This is a genomic window from Vibrio sp. AK197, from assembly GCF_053903115.1.
Genome location: NZ_CP096430.1, coordinates 2,767,785 through 2,784,697, shown reverse-complemented (window position 1 = coordinate 2,784,697; position 16,913 = coordinate 2,767,785). Strand labels below are relative to the sequence as shown.

Genomic DNA, 16,913 nt, shown 5'->3' with positions numbered 1-16,913 from the left:
TGTATAGAAAAGAGCGCTCCATGAGCGCTCTTTTTTTATCGGTGTAAATCACGATGTGCCGTGACTAAACGGTGTGGTGAATCGTGGATTGCACATCGGTATGTACGGAGAATTTCTGGCTCAGTAGAGCCACCATTTCATCGTAGTATTGCATGTTGGGTTTGTTACCCAGCAGTTTACACAGCTCGTTTCCCGTGGGTGTAAAGCGATAATACAGCAGATGAACGCCACGGTTTTGCGCCTGCAGTGATAGATTTTTTCCTTGGTAACCTAGGGAGAGGGGTGTTTCAAGCCCAATTTCACCTGACTCGAGTTCTGTAGCATGCATGATACCAAGTTCAAACAACACCAACAGGCTGGAGTAATTCAACTGAAAATGACCAAGATTGAGGTTATTGGTTAAGTTGCGTTTACCAAAGCTGAAAATACCGCCTTGCGCACGTAAACCAATGAGGAACTTTAAGCTGCTATCGGCGCCAAAATGACACGAAAGAGAGGCGACGCGTTGAAGAATTTGTGCTTCTTTTGGCGTCATGTCTTTGAGAATCTGCAGCGCCTTCATTGAGGTTGAGCCAGGATTGGTCACTTCGCGTTTGAGCACTTGCGCCCACAACTTTTGCATTGAGGTGTTGTGAATGTCTTTTGCCATGTCAAAAAAACGCTGGAGCCAATCTTGGTCGGGATCACCAGCGGTTTCTTTTTTGCACGAGGCATAAGCGACTTTCAGAATCTTTTCGAGGTTTTTTTGTTGCTGTTCTTTCCGTTTGCGTTCGCGAACGAGCGCCCGTTCGAGCGTCGTTTTTTCTGGTTTCTGCGACGAGAGCAGGGCGTCTAAGCCGTGATGACGTGCGATGCTTTCAATCCGGTCTCCACTCTCTTTGATGTAATTGGATTTTTTTTCGTAACGAGGGGATTCATCGGCTTGATGATCGATGATCACCGGTTGTTTGGGATCTGTCATGCACTCTACTCAGTTTGCTGGCTATGAGAAATTTTACTCTAGCGAGTCATTGAGTAACTCGCCATCGAAAGCGTGTGATGTTGTTTCGAAAAATACGCTACCATAAATGATAATAACTTGTTAAAATTGTTATTATTATTTTAGTAATCGATGAAATACGACTATGAGTAAAATAAAAAAACACCTGTCGATTGCCCTAGTATTTTCAATCTATGTTGGGGCATTAGCTTACCTCTCAGATTATATTCAATAACTCAGGCGCTCAACAGGCGCTTATTGCACACTTTTGAACGAAAACCTTATTCGCCATCCTCATAGACTTCAATACGTTGGCCTTCAACCACATAAGCGGTTGTTGCCAAGTCGGTACTGATGGATTCTGTTTTCAATGTTCCCACCAAATAAATAACATCCCAAAGTTGCTGAACGGGAGCGCCCTGTGGGAACTTAACATAGATAATTTGGTTCGGTGGCGGTGGCGGAACATGAATACAGGCACCAAAGTAAGGGACTAACAAGAATTCAGTGACTGTGTTTTCATCCCCTTCTAGCGGAATCACAAATCCAGGTATTTTGATTTGGCTACCATTGAGTTCAGAGCGCGTCCCACCGATTTGAGACTGTTTCGCCGCGCCACCGTCATGGTTGGGCATAGGCATTCCGTTAGCGTCAAATTGGTTGCGTTCATTTTGTGGAATCAAATCGATCCAGTTGAGGTCTAGAACCTCAGCTTGGGCAAATGTCGTGACCATGGTTAAGCTGATGATGGTCATAAGCCGAGTAAAAAACGGTTTGAGCATAATGATTAAATCCTAATTGTCATGCCATCACTGAGTGATTGGCGATAGGCTCGAAAAGCCGGAATAAAGCCAATAACCATACCTGCCAATTGAACGCAGCCGATAAGCAGCCACTCATGTGAGGTAATAGAGGTCATGGCGACGTTAATTCCGTATTGATGCTGAATTAACGGATGTGCAACCGCCAACAGTGCGTAGAGCAGGGCAATGCCAACGACAATACCAATGCTGGTGAGAACACTTGCTTCCAGAACTAATAGAGTAAAGACATGCCTTGGTCGAGCCCCCATGGCTCGCAGAATTGCCATCTCTCGGCGTCGCTCTTGGAGACTGGTTAAGAGGCTACTTAGCATGCCAAGTAGGCCGGAGACCACCACAAAGATGGAAACCGCCATCAACGCCTGTTCAGCTACTGACATCATGCCCCATAACTCCTGAAGAGCTACGCCTGGAATAATCGCACTGAGCGGTTCTTTGGGATAGGTATTAATTTGTCGCTGCAGTGAAAATGTCTGAATTTTCGATTTAAGTCCCAATAACATGGCGGTAATCTGATTGGGTGTAAAGTCGCGCTCACGCAAGGTCTTGGCATCTGGCGTGTTGCCTAAGTGCGCCCCAGATTCCCAGCCAACATGAATGGCTTCAATGGCTTCAAGCGAGACATGCACAGTTTTGTCTACCGGGGTTCCGGTTGGTGCCAGAATTCCCACCACTTTAAACGGTAATGTATCGTGACGACTAAAGGCGACGTCACTAATACCGTGAGCAATGATGATTTCACTGCCTACATGATAGCCCAAAGATTTAGCGACATCAGAGCCAATAACCGTATCAAATAAACCATTAAACTCATGACCTTGAGTGAATTCTAATGGCTGTTTTTGACCATAACGGTAATGCTCGAAATAGCTATGATTGGTACCCATGACGCGAAAGCCACGGTGGGAGTCGCCCAATGAAATTGGAATTGCCCATTTGACGGCTGGGTTTTGTGCGAACTCTTGGTAGCTTTTCCAGTCGATGTTATTGGTGGCATTACCAATGCGAAATACCGAGTAAAGCAGCAAGTTTACTTGTCCTGAACGCCCGCCAACAATTAAGTCAGTGCTTGAAATCGTATTGGCAAAACTGCTTTTCGCTTGCGTACGAATTCGTTCAACCCCCATCAGTAAGACCACGGAGATCGCCACGGTCAAGATGGTGAGCATTGCAGTGGCTTTACGGTTAGCCACGCTTTTCCATGCCAAGTTTAACGTCGTTTTCATGACACTCTCCCTGCTTGGTTGATATCGGCAAGGGCAATCGTGCGATCAAAGAGAGGTTCGAGCGTTGGATCATGGCTAACAAAGAGCAAAGTGGCGTCGGCTTGCGAGACCTGCTCTTGCAGTAATTCAATAAATGCACTGCGGTTGTCGTAATCGAGTGATGACGTGGGTTCATCGGCGATAATCAGCGGTGGCTGACCAATCAAGGCACGCGCTGCTGCCACACGTTGCTGCTGACCAATACTGAGTGTCACCACGGGTTTATCAATACAAGTTTCAGGCAGATGTAAGCGCTTAAGCAACTGCCTGGCTTGGTGATTGAGGTCGCCATCGACTCGTTGTCTGCGCTTTGCCGAAAATTGACAAGGTAGCGTAACGTTTTCAAGCACGTTGAGGTATGGCAGCAAATTGAATTGCTGAAAGATATAGCCAATATGTTCAGCACGAAACAGATCGCGCTGACGGCCATTTAAACCAGTGAGATCGTGACCAAGAACGGTTACGTTTCCGCTTTGTGTGTGGTTGATGCCCGTCAGCAAGCTCAGTAGTGTCGATTTACCGCAGCCGCTAGGTCCTTTGATAAACACGTGCTCACCTCGTTCGATAGCCAGTTCATCAATGATTAGGGTCGGTTCACTATTGGCTTGCCATGCAAAACGTACGTTTTCGAGTTCAATCACCTTGGCGTTAGTTGAAATACTCATAACAAGTGGGGTCCTTCACAACACACCAACCTCAGAAGAGGTTGGTGTTTATCCAATTACAACTTAATCACCGTATTGTCTGGGGTTAGAGACAGGGCTGTTTGTAGCGAATCGGTGAGCAGATTAACGTCAAGTTTTTCTGTGTGTGTGAAGTGCGTAAACCATGAAGTATTAATCTGTTTGAGTTGATTAAAATCACCACATTGATAATGGTATTCCACACTAAATGAACCGTGACTACCATGATGCTCATGCTCATGCTCATGCTCATGTGCGTCATCGTGATGATGAGAATCATGCTCTTCTTCATGGAGCTCATCATGGTCATGGTGCTCATCATGGTCATGGTGCTCATCATGATCATGGTCTTCGTCGTGATGTGCTTCACCACCAAGTGTATGCCTTACTTCGTGATGTTCAAGCTGGCAGTCAGCTTGCTGGCTCAGTTGCAAGACATTGTTCGGTTTATTTAACAGCGCAATGGCTTGCTCGAGTTGCTGCTGTTGCTCATCGGTGTTTGGCTGGTGTTCAAACCCAACAACATCAGCACCCGGCGCGGTAATTTCAACTAAAAGTTCGTTGCCATCTTGCGCAATGTTCAATTCGACGTGACCATGTACATGAGCTTCATGCTGGCGGTATTCTTCGTTGGCCAGGGCGCTGGTGCTTACTACCAGCCCAATTGCCAGTGCTAGTGATGTGTACGAAGACATATCATTTCCTTATTTGTTTGTATTTTAAAGTGGTTATAGCAAGTTAAGATGTCAAACAGATAACGGAGGAGAGCGGGGTTGGTAGTTAAAGTAGGTGGCAAATGCTGAGAGGGTTTCTTGTGTATGGGAGTGACGCTCGGGAACAGAGTTGTCATGCCAGATGAAACTGCCGTTACAGGTGGCATGTTGCGCGTTAGCAAACAGCTGACAATCGTGGTGAAGATGATGCTCAGCCACGAGGTCTAAGTTATGCTCAATAGCAGCGAAATTAAGCCACAGTGTAAGTAGTACTGCACAAACGCTAAGCAGCTTTACTGTTTTTAATTTCACTTTATCAAACCATCGCCATACGCTAGACACTAAGCTGTTATACTATAACAGCTTAGTGGTTGCCGCAAAAACTTCTATAAAATTACAAGCTTTGCCTTACTAGTTTGATGACGTGTTCAATCTCTGCATCGCTTAATGGACCTTCTTTGACAAATAACACTTGGCCCTTTTTGTCCTGCACGACAATCGCTGATGATTCCGGTTTGAGTTGCCAAGTACTTGCAACAATACCATCTTCATCCAACACAATGGATGACCAAGAAAACTCTTGTTTACTGTCTTCAGCCGAGGACTTTACAAATGAACCAGTCCCCCACATTGCGTCATCTTGATTGATTATGGTGGTGGTTTGATAGTCCTGCTTAGGAAAATCAGCGTCGGTAATCGCGGACATGAGTGGTGCATTCATTTCTTTGGCACTGCTGCGACCAGCAATTGCCTGAATGACGCGGACTTTGCCTGTCATCTGCTGGCTTTGCCAAGTTTGATAAGCCGTGTCTTTTCCCTTCAAAATGACTTCACCATAGCGGTCAACATTAACACTTGGTACGTTGTGGCCAAGTTCGATGTTATGCGCTAGGACGGGAGAGCAGATAAATAAAAGAGAGAGTAGTGTTTTAATTTTCATTATGTTGCTTCCTTTTGAATAAGCGCACAAAGTATAACCACAAAAGAATTACAGCGGTTTTTGTCAGGCTGCTTAATCCGGCAGATTGCTAGGAGGATCAAAAAAGGAGCACACAAAGCGCTCCTTTTTCATTACTTCTCGCCGCTTATAGGTTTGGTGGGAAACACACACCAGTGCCACCTAAACCACAATAGCCTTCTGGATTCTTAGCCAGATATTGTTGGTGGTAGGTTTCAGCGTAGTAATAGTCCCCAGCGGGAAGGATTTCTGTTGTAATCGGTTTATCTGCGCCCAGTAGCGTTTGATATTGTTGTTTTGAAGCCAGTGCTTGTTCGTGTTGCGCTTCGCTGTAAGTAAAGATGATTGAGCGATATTGAGTACCGAGATCGTTGCCTTGCTGCATGCCTTGAGTGGGATCGTGACGCTCCCAGAAGTGATGCAGCAGTTGCTCTAGAGAGATGGTCTTAGGATCAAAAACAACCCGAACAACCTCAGCATGACCAGTTTGACCTGTACATACTTCTTCATAAGTCGGGTTTGGTGTGTAACCGCCAGCGTAGCCAACCGAGGTGCTAACCACCCCATCAAGTTGCCAAAAGAGACGCTCTGCCCCCCAAAAGCAACCCATGCCAAGTAAGATTTGTTGCTGTTCACCTTGATGCTGTGCGCTTAAACTACTTTGGTTAATAAAATGCGTATCATCGACAACTAAAGGCGTAGTGCGTCCAGGAAGGGCTTCTTCAGCCGAAACCATTGTTTGTTTTTTGTGCATGTGACTGTCCTTACTCTTAATTCTTACATCTACAACGTTAATTGACTGTTTTCGTACAGACTTATCATTAGACTAACGTTATCATTTGGGTACGTACTATGGATAGCCGTTAATTAAGCATGTTCACAAAGTCATTGCCAGTTTTTATCGCGATTTCATGTCTGTCGACTATGGCTCATGCGAAAGATATTGACCTTGTTGTTAACGGGTTAGATGGCAGCGTACAGCGCAATGTCGACGTATATCTGTCCTCCATTCCGCAAAAAGACTATTCGGCCGATTTGCGCTTTCAATCTCGAGTTCAAGATAGCATTAACGAAGCACTCAACGCTGTGGGTTACTACAACGCGACGTTCAGTTTTGTTTTTTCTAAAGCCGAGCAAACGCTGACGGTTAATATCGACTTAGGTGAGCCAACGCGTATTGCTGAGTTGGACATTGAACTGACTGGCGAAGCCCAAACAGACAAAGATTTTACGCAGGCGATAGAACGGAGTCCACTCCAAGTGGGAGAGGTGCTTAACCACAGCCAGTATGATTCTTTGAAGTCACAACTGCGTAATATGGCGTTGAAAAAGGGCTATTTTAACGCCAAATATACAGCCAGTCGCTTGGAGGTCTCTCCGCAGCGTAACCAAGCTTTTGTGCGTCTTCATTTTGACAGCGGCATGCGCTATCACTTTGGGCAAACGCATATCGATGGTAGCCAAATTGAATTGGATCGAGTGCACTCTCTACAACCCTACAAACGGGGTGAACCCTATTTGGTCTCCAAAGTGGGGAAATTTAACTCAAACCTTTCCAACACCGACTGGTTCTCGTCGATAGTGGTTGAACCCGATCTCAGTGATCTCGGCGATGATCGTGAATTACCCATCAATGTCTCGCTTGCACCGCAATCCCGCAATCAACTGGAAACGGGTATTGGTTATTCCACCGATGTTGGGGTAAGAGGTTCCCTGAAGTGGAACAAACCTTGGGTTAATTCACGTGGGCATAGTTTTGATAGTAGCTTTTCACTGTCCAAGCCAGAGCAGACCATTACCGCAGGGTATCGTATTCCGCTTGATGACGTGCTTCATCAGTACTATCGCATTCAATACGGAATGAAAAAAGTCGATAATCGCGACACCAATAGCTTGGAGTCGAATCTCCAGTTTGAACGTCATTGGGTGAAAGAGACCGGTTGGCACACGACCGCTTATATTCGGTACTTGGTCGAAAACTATGAGCAAGGTTTGCAAGATGATGCCGGGCAATTTGTTATGCCGGGGCTCTCTTTTAGCCGAACAAGAACCCGTGGTAGTGCCATGCCGTATTGGGGGGATAAACAGAGTGTCACTTTTGAATACGGTGACCGCTATGCATTATCGGAAACATCAGTATTGCGTATTATTGGTAGCAGTTCGTGGATTCGCAGTTTGAACGAAAATCATCGCGGATTATGGCGTATTAGTGGTGGGGTAAACTTAACTGAAGAGTTTGATAAGCTGCCCCCATCGCTGCGTTTTTTCGCTGGTGGTGACAATAGCTTACGAGGTTACGGTTACGAATCGATTTCACCAAGAGACTCAAGTGGCGCGTTGACAGGGGCGAAGTACTTACTAACTAACTCCTTAGAGTATCAATATTGTCTCGGAGGAAACTGGTGGGCGGCGCTATTTTATGACACGGGTGACGCATTTAATGATGAGCCGATTTTGAAAGATGGCGTTGGTATGGGGATTCGCTGGGGCTCACCCGTCGGGCCGATTGCTTTAGACTTTGCCTGGGGGCTGGATGCTGACTCAGGCGACGAGTTTCAAATTCACTTCTCTTTAGGGCCTGAACTATGACCAAAGTGGTTCTCAAATGGTCGAAGTGGCTATCGCTTTGTCTATTATCACTGTGCGTTGTGCTGGTGGTGTTGGTCGCGATACTGATATTTACTTCTCCCGGCTTAAAGCTGGCGGTGTGGGGTGCCCATAAAGCGTTACCAGAACTCTCGATTGGTGAGGCGCAAGGCGCTCTACTACCAAGATTTTCGCTGCATAACGTCGAATATCACAACTCAGATCTAAACTTAGATGCCAAGGTTGAGCGCTTATCTCTGGCGCTTAATCTGTCCTGTCTTACCGAACCGTCACTGTGTGTGGATAATCTTTCACTACGTGGTCTTGACGTAAATTTACCCGAGCTGCCGGTGATTGATGAAGACAGTGATCAGGCGCAAAGTGATGAACCTCTGGGTTCGATTACGGCACCATTGCCTGTGCGGGTTCAACGTTTAGCCCTAGCCAACATTAATCTTAATCTACTGGGCAATCAGGTGAGTTGGAAGCAATTGGTCACAGGAGCTGAATTCTCCGGAAACTTACTGCGCTTAAAACCGACAGAGTGGCGGGATATTGCATTACGCTTGGCACCTAGTGACGCCGAGAGCAAGGAGACGCCTGCGGTAAATCCTCCAACTTCGACGTCGCCACGCCAACCTCTCGTACTGCCGGAGGTGACGTTACCGCTACAAGTTGAAGTACCTAGTTTTGTGATTGAGTCATTCCGTTTGGAGCAAGACCCTTCGCCGCTTGAGATTAATCAGCTGAAGTTAGCCGTCAGCGCGAAACAGCAATCGATCAATCTCAAACAGCTCGATGTCACTATGCCGCAAGGGACAGCGTCAGTGAAAGGTAACGCGACCCTCAAGGGCGATTACCCACTCAACCTACAGATAAATGCAAAGATTGAAGATCCGATGGCCAAAGGTCAAAAGCTTGCTGTGAGTGCAACAGGAAGTGTCGCGGACTTAACGCTTAATGCTGATCTTTTGGGTCCTGCTCACGCTAAACTCAATGGGCATGTTGAAGCACTGAAAGCGAATGTACCCTTTGAGTTATCGCTGCGTGATGTAAATGCTCAATGGCCGCTTGTTGGCGAAAGCGAGTATCAACTCCAACGGACTCAAGCTCAGATTCAAGGCAATTTGGATGGTTACCAACTCTCGCTTAACAGTGAGATTGATGGCGCCGCTATTCCAGCCATCAAGGCCAAATTAAATGGACAGGGCGATGACCAGCATATTGCGCTTTCTGAACTGAATGTGGATAGCCTAGGGGGGCATCTTAAAGGCAGCGCAAAAGCGGATTGGGCCAAGTTGGTCAATTGGCAAGCGCAACTTGAGTTAACCGATATTCAGCCAGGATTACAGTGGCCTCAAGCCGAAGGTTCAATCAGTGGTCAACTGCGCACCCAAGGGCATCTTACAGCGGACAATGGGTGGCAGGTGTCTTTACCTGAACTGAATATTCAAGGTGTGCTTCGTGATTACCCCTTGACGATTCAAGGAGAAGCACACGCTCAAGACCTTAAAGGCAACGGTAACATTGAGATCGACACTCCGAAGTTAGTGCTCGCTCACGGCCCAAACCAGTTGATAGCCAAAGGGAAATTAGATCATCAGTGGCAAATGGATGTGAATGTGAATTTCCCCGATCTCGCAAAAACAGTTCCGGATTTAACCGGTCAAGTGGCCGGTGATATTAAGCTTGAAGGCGCAATGCAGGAGCCCGATGTCGGGCTGAACTTAGCGGTTGAAAGCGTTACTTGGCAAAATCAAGCAAGTGTTGAAAAAATCACGCTTAACGGTCTAGTTAAAACAATGCCAACGCCACAAGGTAAGTTAGCGCTAACCATTGATAACGCAAAGTATGAAGACATTGATGTCAGTGAGGCGACCCTTGATTTCAACGGAGGCCAGAGTCAACATCAAGTGAGATTCGACCTTGCTTCGAATTTAGTGTCGACCAGCTTGGCACTCAACGGTAAGTTGCAACTCGATCCGAACTTAGTGTGGTCAGGCGAATTAGAGCGCGCCACAATCGAATCTAAACAGGGAGAATGGCGTTTAAACCACGCAACGCCACTGGCGTATAACGGCGAAAAAGTTGAAGTCAGTGTTGGTCATCACTGCTGGCGTCAAGACGATTCTGCGCTGTGTCTCGATAAAGACTTAACCGCAGGGAGTTCAGGGCAAGCCACTCTGCGCGTTGAGCAGTTTAACTTTAATCAGTTAGCGATGTTCATTCCCGATACCACGAAGATTGAAGGCAGTGTCGATGCCAATCTTTGGGCTAAGTGGACGCCGCAAAATCCACCGCAGCTTAAAGCGCAAGTGACCTTGCCACAAGGAAAGGTGACCCAAAAAGCCGATAAACCGGTGACCTTGGGTTGGGATAGCATGGCATTTAATGCCCAAATCCAAAATAACAAACTGATGGCGGATTGGGACATTCAAGTGACAGATAATGGGGATTTAAACGGAAAACTGACTATTCCAGACTTAAAAGTTGAGAATAAGCAGTTAGATGGTGAACTCAATCTATCGCGGTTTAGTTTGGCGTTTCTCAGCCCATTATTGGGCCCGTATAGTCAATTGGACTCGGTGCTCAGTGCGGACGTCGATATCAGCGGCCCGATGATGCAGCCCAAAGTACTCGGCCAAATCAAAATTGAAGATCTGTTGTTTGAAGGGGATGTCGCTCCCGTCGAAGTGAAATCGGGTGATATCGTCTTAGACTTAAGCGGCTATCAAGCCAAGCTAAGCGCTAAAATTAATACACCAGACGGTCAGTTGAATGTCGATGGTGATGCCGATTGGCAAAATTTAAACGACTGGGATACGCAAGTTCACGTGTTTGCTGATGACCTTAAAGTCGACTACCCGCCGATGGTGAAAGTACAAGTCCAACCGGATATGACGATTGCTGTAACGCCACAACATGCCAAGATTGACGGTAAAATCAACCTTCCTTGGGGGCGGATTACGGTTGAAGAATTGCCGCCTAGTGCAATAGGTGTCTCGAAAGATCAAGTTTTGCTGGATGAGTCACTGCAGCCAATTAATGATAGTGACAAGCTGCCGTTTGATATTGAAACGAATATTGATATTAATATTGGTGATGATTTTAAATTGTCTGCGTTTGGGCTCAACAGCGGTTTGAAAGGATCACTTAAGGTCGCGCAAAAAGATCGTGGACCGCTGGTCAATGGTGAAATCAACATTGTCGATGGGTCCTACACCTCATTTGGGCAAGATTTGTTGATTCGTGAGGGGAAAATTTTGATGAATGGTCCGGTCGATCAGCCTTATGTGGACATCACTGCGGTGCGTAACCCTGAAACAACGCAAGATGATGTGGTTGCCGGCGTCAAAGTGACTGGGCCTGCTGATGAACCGCAGATGACAATTTTCTCGGATCCCGCCATGCCGCAAGCGAATGCGCTATCTTATCTATTACGGGGGCAGGATATCGACAGCGAGTCTGGCGGCAGCGCGATGACAACCGCATTGATTGGTTTGAGTTTGGCGCAAAGTGGTAAAGTCGTTGGTGAAATCGGCGAAGCCTTTGGAGTTCAAGACTTACAATTGGATACTGAAGGCGCGGGTGACGATTCACAAGTGACGGTGAGCGGTTATATTCTTCCGGGATTACAGGTCAAATATGGCGTTGGCATTTTTGATTCCGTCGGTGAATTCACGGTACGTTATCGTCTAATGCAAGATTTATACGTCGAAGCGGTGTCCGGGCTGGACAGTGCTGTTGACCTGCTATATCAGTTTGAATTTGATTAACGTGTAGAACAAGTAGTAAGCCAAGTCGGCTCTTAAGGATAGCTATGCAACATTTGGTTTTTGTGTATGGGACATTGCGTCAAGGAGAGAGCAATCACCATTTACTCGAGCACAGTGAACTGCTTGGTTCACATCAAACTCTCCCTGAATACGCATTGTATGATTTGGGGGCATATCCGGCGGTGATTCCTGGTCATCAAACCATTCGTGGCGAAGTTTATCTTATCGATAATCAGACGCTTTCTGAGCTTGATAAGCTTGAAGATGTGCCGGTTGAATACCGACGTGAGCAGATAGAGACACCGTTTGGGCTGGCATGGGTTTATCTTTATCAAGATGCGAGTAATCTGGAATCTCTCATTGATTCAGGAGATTGGCGGCAAAAAGTGTAATCTGCTTATCTTAATTTACGTTACCTTTCATTACATTTACATTTGTTTTGTGATCTCTTACATGTCGAGACCTATACTGTATAAGTCTAATCAATGGGAGAACACAAAATGAAAGGATTACTAATTGCAGCGGCACTCGTACTTGCTGGCTGTAGCACTCAAGCGACTATGCCAATGGCACAGCAAAGCTGGCATGACTTCGGTTACCAACAAGCGATGGATGGCATGGCGAAGCAAATCAATGCCACGTTAGATGTTGATCAATCAACCTATGGTGAATACAGCGATGGTTATGAGCTCGGACGCAGCGAGTTTTGCCAGCAGGATGCTTTCCATCTTGGTTTGATAGGTCATCGTTATCAAGGCATTTGCGCCAGTGATCCCGCGTTCCACGATGAATATCAAGAAGGCTTATGGTGGGATGATGGTGCGAGTCTCGATTGAACGTCGCGTTTTGAGCGCAATGAAAAAAGCCAGTCCGTTGAAGACTGGCTTTTTTGATCGTTAAGCGAGAAGCAAATTATTTTTGCGCACGCTCGTATGAAGTTAGGATTTCTTGGCGTGCAGACTCTGCATTTTCCCAACCGTCAACTTTCACCCACTTACCGGATTCAAGCTCTTTGTAGCGCTCGAAGAAGTGCTTGATTTGCGCTTTCAGTAGCTCTGGCAAATCATCAACGTCATTGATGTGATCGTATTCTTTAGACAGCTTAGTGTGAGGAACCGCAACAACTTTCGCATCTTCACCTGATTCATCCGTCATCTTAAGAACGCCAACAGGGCGGCAGCGGATCACTGAGCCTGGCATCAATGGGTGCGGAGTAGGGACTAATACGTCTACTGGGTCGCCATCAAGTGATAACGTGTGGTTCACGTAACCGTAGTTACATGGGTAGAACATAGGAGCAGACATGAAACGGTCTACGAATACCGCACCAGAATCTTTATCGACTTCATATTTGATTGGATCAGCGTTTGCTGGGATTTCGATTACAACGTAGATATCATCTGGCAGAGATTTACCCGCAGGTACGTTATTTAAGCTCATCGAAGGTTTCCTTTTAGAAAATTTATTTTGGGCTGAAATTACAACCGCACACTTTAGCCGTAAATAGTAGGATGTGTAAATAAACGATGTCGAGAATTGTTTCAAGTTTTATGTAAAAAGCGCTTAGACGAAGCTAAGCGCTGCAAGTGATCAACTTGAATTGTATTAAGAAAATCAGAACTTATTCCGAATCTGGGTAGTTAACCAAGAATTCTTCGACTTTTCGAACCATGTTTTTCGAACCGACAAAAAACGGCACACGTTGGTGTAGCTCTTGTGGGTCGATGTCCATAATGCGCATATTGCCGTCTGAGGCAATACCGCCTGCTTGCTCGATTAAAAATGCCATTGGGTTACATTCATACAACAGACGTAACTTTCCTTGCGGATGGCTTTGGGTGCTCGGGTATAGGTAGATACCCCCTTTGAGAAGGTTACGATGGAAGTCAGCAACCAGCGAGCCGATATAGCGAGAAGTGTATGGACGCCCCTCATCCGGTTGGCTTTCTTGGCAATACTTAATGTACTTTTTGACGCCTTGAGGGAAACGAATGTAGTTGCCTTCGTTGATCGAATAGATGTAGCCGTCATCTGGCACCATCATATTCTCATGAGATAAACAGAAAGTCCCCATTGAAGGGTCGTAAGTAAAGCCATTCACGCCATTTCCTGTCGTGTAAACCAACATAGTGGACGAACCATAAATGACATAACCCGCGGCGACTTGCTTGTTACCTGGCTGAAGAAAGTCTTCTTCCGTTGGCGGAGTTCCAATGGGTGACACTCGGCGGTAGATAGAGAAAATAGTACCAACTGAGACATTGACATCAATGTTGGAAGAGCCATCAAGTGGATCCATCAATACCACGTATTTGGCGTTTTTGTTGAGCTGTTTACTAAACGTAACGGCTTCATCTTCCTCTTCACTGGCAACGCCACAAACTTGGTCTCGAGCTTCTAAAGCGGATTTAAATTTGTCGTTTGCATAAACATCGAGCTTTTGCTGAGCTTCGCCTTGTACATTCTCCGTACCGACGGCGCCAGTAATATCATCAACCAAACCTGCTTTATTGATTTCACGGTTGACGATTTTGGCTGCCAAACGAATGGAGGCTAACAGAGACGAAAGATCACCGCTTGCGTGGGGGAAGTCCGCTTGCTTTTCGACAATGAACTCGCCAAGGGTGCGCAATCCTGACATGTTTTTTCCTTTCATTAACAATTGTGGGGGTAGTGGGGCGTAATCTCATCTCTTACTGGATGTTATGCTCGGCCTCCTATTCGATTTTAAGCGGCGAATCTTTTTATTGGTAATGAAGTAACTGACTGAGATCTCAGTTTTTGATTTTTTTTGAAAATACGTTTCAGTAAAAATGAGCCATAAAAAAGTCGCTGTTATCACCATGTTGACGAAATGTGCAATGGCTCCATGGAATGCCAATAGAGTGATCAAAGCGACTCGCTTTTCTGATGTGTATGGGGATAATGGGCAGGTTATTGAGACTTTTCACAGGGTTAAATCTATGCATATTCATATCTTGGGTATTTGTGGCACTTTTATGGGGGGCGCGGCGGTACTAGCACGTCAGCTTGGGCATAAAGTCACAGGGTCAGATGCCAATGTTTATCCACCCATGAGTACCCTTTTAGAGTCTCAAGGTATTGAAATTATTGAAGGGTTTGATCCTTCTCAGCTCGACCCTCAACCGGACCTTGTCGTCATTGGTAATGCGATGAGCCGAGGAAATCCGTGTGTTGAGCATGTTCTCAATACCAATATTCGTTACACCTCTGGCCCGCAGTGGCTGCAGGAATTTTTACTCCATGACCGCTGGGTACTGGCTGTGGCAGGCACCCATGGTAAAACCACCACCTCGAGTATGTTGGCTTGGATTTTAGAAGATTGCGGTTATCAACCCGGTTTCTTAGTCGGGGGGGTACTGGGTAACTTCGGTGTATCGGCGCGTCTTGGCGAAAGTATGTTTTTTGTGGTGGAAGCGGATGAATATGACAGTGCTTTTTTCGATAAGCGGTCTAAGTTTGTGCACTACCACCCTCGCACTCTTGTGACAAATAACCTTGAGTTCGATCATGCCGACATTTTTGATGATCTTGAAGCGATCAAGCGGCAATTCCACCACTTAATTCGAACTGTTCCTGGTAATGGTCGCATTCTCATGCCGCAAAAAGACGTGGCGTTGCAAGATGTTTTAAGTCGTGGTTGCTGGAGTGAAACCGAAACCAGTGGTGAGCAAGGGGATTGGCGAGCCGAGAAGATCACCAAAGAGGGTTCGCAGTTTGATGTTTATCTCAGTAATGAGAAAGTGGGACAGGTGAATTGGTATTTGGTGGGGGATCATAACGTGGATAATGCGCTGATGGCGATCGCTGCGGCGCGTCATGTTGGTGTGACGCCAGAACTCGCGTGTGACGCACTTGGACGCTTTATCAATACTAAACGTCGTCTTGAGCTGAAAGGGGAAGTCAATGGGGTTACCTTGTACGATGATTTCGCCCATCACCCAACCGCCATTGAACTGACTTTGGATGGTTTACGTAACAAGGTGGGAGATAAAAAAATCATTGCTGTGGTTGAGCCTCGCTCAGCAACGATGAAGCGTGGAGTTCATAAAGACACGCTGGCCGCTTCGCTCGCTAAAGCGGATAGCGTATTTTTATTCCAGCCTAATAACATTGAGTGGTCTGTGAAAGATGTGGCTGAAAGTTGCTTACAGCCCGCCTTCGTTGGTCACCAGATTGATGATTTTGTTGCAGATATTGTGCGTCATGCTCATCCGGGGGACCAAATACTGGTAATGAGTAACGGTGGTTTTGAAGGTATTCATGACAAGCTGTTAACGCAATTAGCAACCGCACACGGATGAGTTCTATGACAGATTCAAAACACATCACTTTGGCATGGACAGGCGCATCCGGTGCGCCTTATGGTCTGCGCTTGCTTGAAAGCTTACTCGCTGCTGATTATACCGTCTACTTGCTGATTTCATCTGCTGCGCGAGTCGTGCTCGCCACCGAGCATCAGTTGCAATTGCCAGCTAACCCTGAAGCCGCGCAAAAGTTGTTGGTCGACCATTTTCAGTGTGATGCTCAGCAATTGGTGGTTTGTGGCAAAGAGGATTGGTTCTCCCCTGTAGCGTCCGGCTCTGCGGCGCCAAAACGGATGGTGGTATGCCCATGTTCGGCGGGTAGTGTGGCCTCAATCGCCCATGGCATGTCCGATAACTTGATTGAACGCGCCGCTGATGTCGTGATTAAAGAGAAAGGTCAGCTGGTGCTGGTTGTGCGCGAAACGCCATTTTCAGCGATTCACCTTGAAAACATGCTGACACTCGCAAAGCTTGGCGTCACCATTATGCCGGCCGCCCCTGGTTTTTATCATCAGCCAACCAGTATCGAAGACTTGGTTGATTTTATGGTGGCTCGAGTGCTGGACCATCTTGGTATTGAGCAAGGTCTCGTACCACGTTGGGGGTATGATCAACGCAGTTAATGGCTGCACTTATAGCCATTTCAGATATTAACCTTTACAATGCCGTTTCAACTCATCGGGGGGCTCATCATTCAAAGATGAATGACGCTGAGATCAAAGCTTGCTTTGGGACCCGTAAACCTGAACCAGATAATGCTGGCGTAGGAATTGAGTCTGGATACCTGCAAGTAACGCAAGCCAA

General features: G+C 46.4%; 16 protein-coding genes and 1 riboswitch. Of the genes, 6 read left to right on the top strand and 10 right to left on the bottom strand.

Going from position 1 to position 16,913, the window contains the following annotated elements; genetic code table 11:
* Nucleotides 1-64: 64 nt before the first annotated feature.
* The 8 genes from M1D72_RS20015 to msrA all read right to left on the bottom strand — a co-directional run bounded on the left by M1D72_RS20015 (nt 65) and on the right by msrA (nt 6,173).
* Complete coding sequence (locus M1D72_RS20015; RefSeq protein WP_390197446.1) at nt 65-961, bottom strand: TIGR03899 family protein; 897 nt, start codon at nt 959-961, stop codon at nt 65-67.
* A gap of 299 nt (nt 962-1,260) precedes the next feature.
* The gene (locus M1D72_RS20010; protein ID WP_456297437.1) at nt 1,261-1,734 is read right to left on the bottom strand and encodes a DUF3299 domain-containing protein; all 474 of its coding nucleotides are present in this window, start codon (nt 1,732-1,734) and stop codon (nt 1,261-1,263) included.
* Nucleotides 1,735-1,766: 32 nt separating this feature from the next.
* Nucleotides 1,767-3,026 carry an ABC transporter permease gene (locus M1D72_RS20005; RefSeq protein ID WP_456296303.1) on the bottom strand — a complete coding sequence of 420 codons (1,260 nt, stop codon included), beginning with the start codon at nt 3,024-3,026 and terminating at the stop codon, nt 1,767-1,769.
* Nucleotides 3,023-3,730, bottom strand: coding sequence for an ABC transporter ATP-binding protein (locus M1D72_RS20000; protein WP_456296302.1), 708 nt, complete (start codon nt 3,728-3,730; stop codon nt 3,023-3,025). Before M1D72_RS20000 ends, M1D72_RS20005 begins: the two co-directional genes overlap by 4 nt.
* A gap of 56 nt (nt 3,731-3,786) precedes the next feature.
* Complete coding sequence (zrgA, locus tag M1D72_RS19995; protein ID WP_456296301.1) at nt 3,787-4,443, bottom strand: zinc uptake protein ZrgA; 657 nt, start codon at nt 4,441-4,443, stop codon at nt 3,787-3,789.
* A gap of 51 nt (nt 4,444-4,494) precedes the next feature.
* Entirely contained in the window at nt 4,495-4,773 is a 279-nt protein-coding gene (locus M1D72_RS19990; protein ID WP_456296300.1) for a DUF2607 family protein, read from the bottom strand.
* An 82-nt stretch (nt 4,774-4,855) separates the two neighbouring features.
* Nucleotides 4,856-5,401, bottom strand: a complete 546-nt coding sequence (locus M1D72_RS19985; RefSeq protein ID WP_456296299.1) for a YtfJ family protein — start codon at nt 5,399-5,401, stop codon at nt 4,856-4,858.
* Nucleotides 5,402-5,546: 145 nt separating this feature from the next.
* Entirely contained in the window at nt 5,547-6,173 is a 627-nt protein-coding gene (gene msrA, locus M1D72_RS19980) for a peptide-methionine (S)-S-oxide reductase MsrA (protein WP_456296298.1), read from the bottom strand.
* Nucleotides 6,174-6,292: 119 nt separating this feature from the next.
* Between msrA and tamA the strand changes: the two genes are divergently transcribed.
* The 4 genes from tamA to M1D72_RS19960 all read left to right on the top strand — a co-directional run bounded on the left by tamA (nt 6,293) and on the right by M1D72_RS19960 (nt 12,617).
* A complete protein-coding gene (gene tamA / locus M1D72_RS19975) occupies nt 6,293-8,008 on the top strand; it encodes an autotransporter assembly complex protein TamA (protein ID WP_456296297.1) in 1,716 nt (571 codons plus the stop codon).
* Nucleotides 8,005-11,781 (top strand): autotransporter assembly complex protein TamB, encoded by a 3,777-nt coding sequence (gene tamB, locus M1D72_RS19970; protein ID WP_456296296.1) that lies wholly within the window; start codon nt 8,005-8,007, stop codon nt 11,779-11,781. The genes tamA and tamB overlap by 4 nt, the downstream gene beginning before the upstream one ends.
* Before the next feature lie 44 nt (nt 11,782-11,825).
* On the top strand, nt 11,826-12,173 hold the full coding sequence (locus M1D72_RS19965) for a gamma-glutamylcyclotransferase family protein (RefSeq protein ID WP_456296295.1): 348 nt from the start codon (nt 11,826-11,828) through the stop codon (nt 12,171-12,173).
* A 108-nt stretch (nt 12,174-12,281) separates the two neighbouring features.
* Nucleotides 12,282-12,617, top strand: coding sequence for a DUF2799 domain-containing protein (locus M1D72_RS19960; protein ID WP_390197416.1), 336 nt, complete (start codon nt 12,282-12,284; stop codon nt 12,615-12,617).
* A gap of 76 nt (nt 12,618-12,693) precedes the next feature.
* Here M1D72_RS19960 and ppa read toward each other — a convergent pair whose 3' ends face one another.
* Both ppa and fbp read right to left on the bottom strand, forming a co-directional pair.
* Nucleotides 12,694-13,221, bottom strand: a complete 528-nt coding sequence (ppa, locus tag M1D72_RS19955) for an inorganic diphosphatase (protein ID WP_390197413.1) — start codon at nt 13,219-13,221, stop codon at nt 12,694-12,696.
* 181 nt (nt 13,222-13,402) lie between these two features.
* Nucleotides 13,403-14,422 (bottom strand): class 1 fructose-bisphosphatase, encoded by a 1,020-nt coding sequence (fbp, locus tag M1D72_RS19950; RefSeq protein WP_390197411.1) that lies wholly within the window; start codon nt 14,420-14,422, stop codon nt 13,403-13,405.
* Nucleotides 14,423-14,744: 322 nt separating this feature from the next.
* Between fbp and mpl the strand changes: the two genes are divergently transcribed.
* Together mpl and M1D72_RS19940 are read left to right on the top strand one after the other, a co-directional pair.
* The gene (gene mpl, locus M1D72_RS19945) at nt 14,745-16,106 is read left to right on the top strand and encodes a UDP-N-acetylmuramate:L-alanyl-gamma-D-glutamyl-meso-diaminopimelate ligase (RefSeq protein WP_456296294.1); all 1,362 of its coding nucleotides are present in this window, start codon (nt 14,745-14,747) and stop codon (nt 16,104-16,106) included.
* 5 nt (nt 16,107-16,111) lie between these two features.
* On the top strand, nt 16,112-16,732 hold the full coding sequence (locus M1D72_RS19940) for a flavin prenyltransferase UbiX (protein ID WP_456296293.1): 621 nt from the start codon (nt 16,112-16,114) through the stop codon (nt 16,730-16,732).
* Between the two features lie 46 nt (nt 16,733-16,778).
* Nucleotides 16,779-16,896, top strand: a riboswitch (TPP riboswitch).
* The last annotated feature ends 17 nt before the right edge of the window (nt 16,897-16,913 follow it).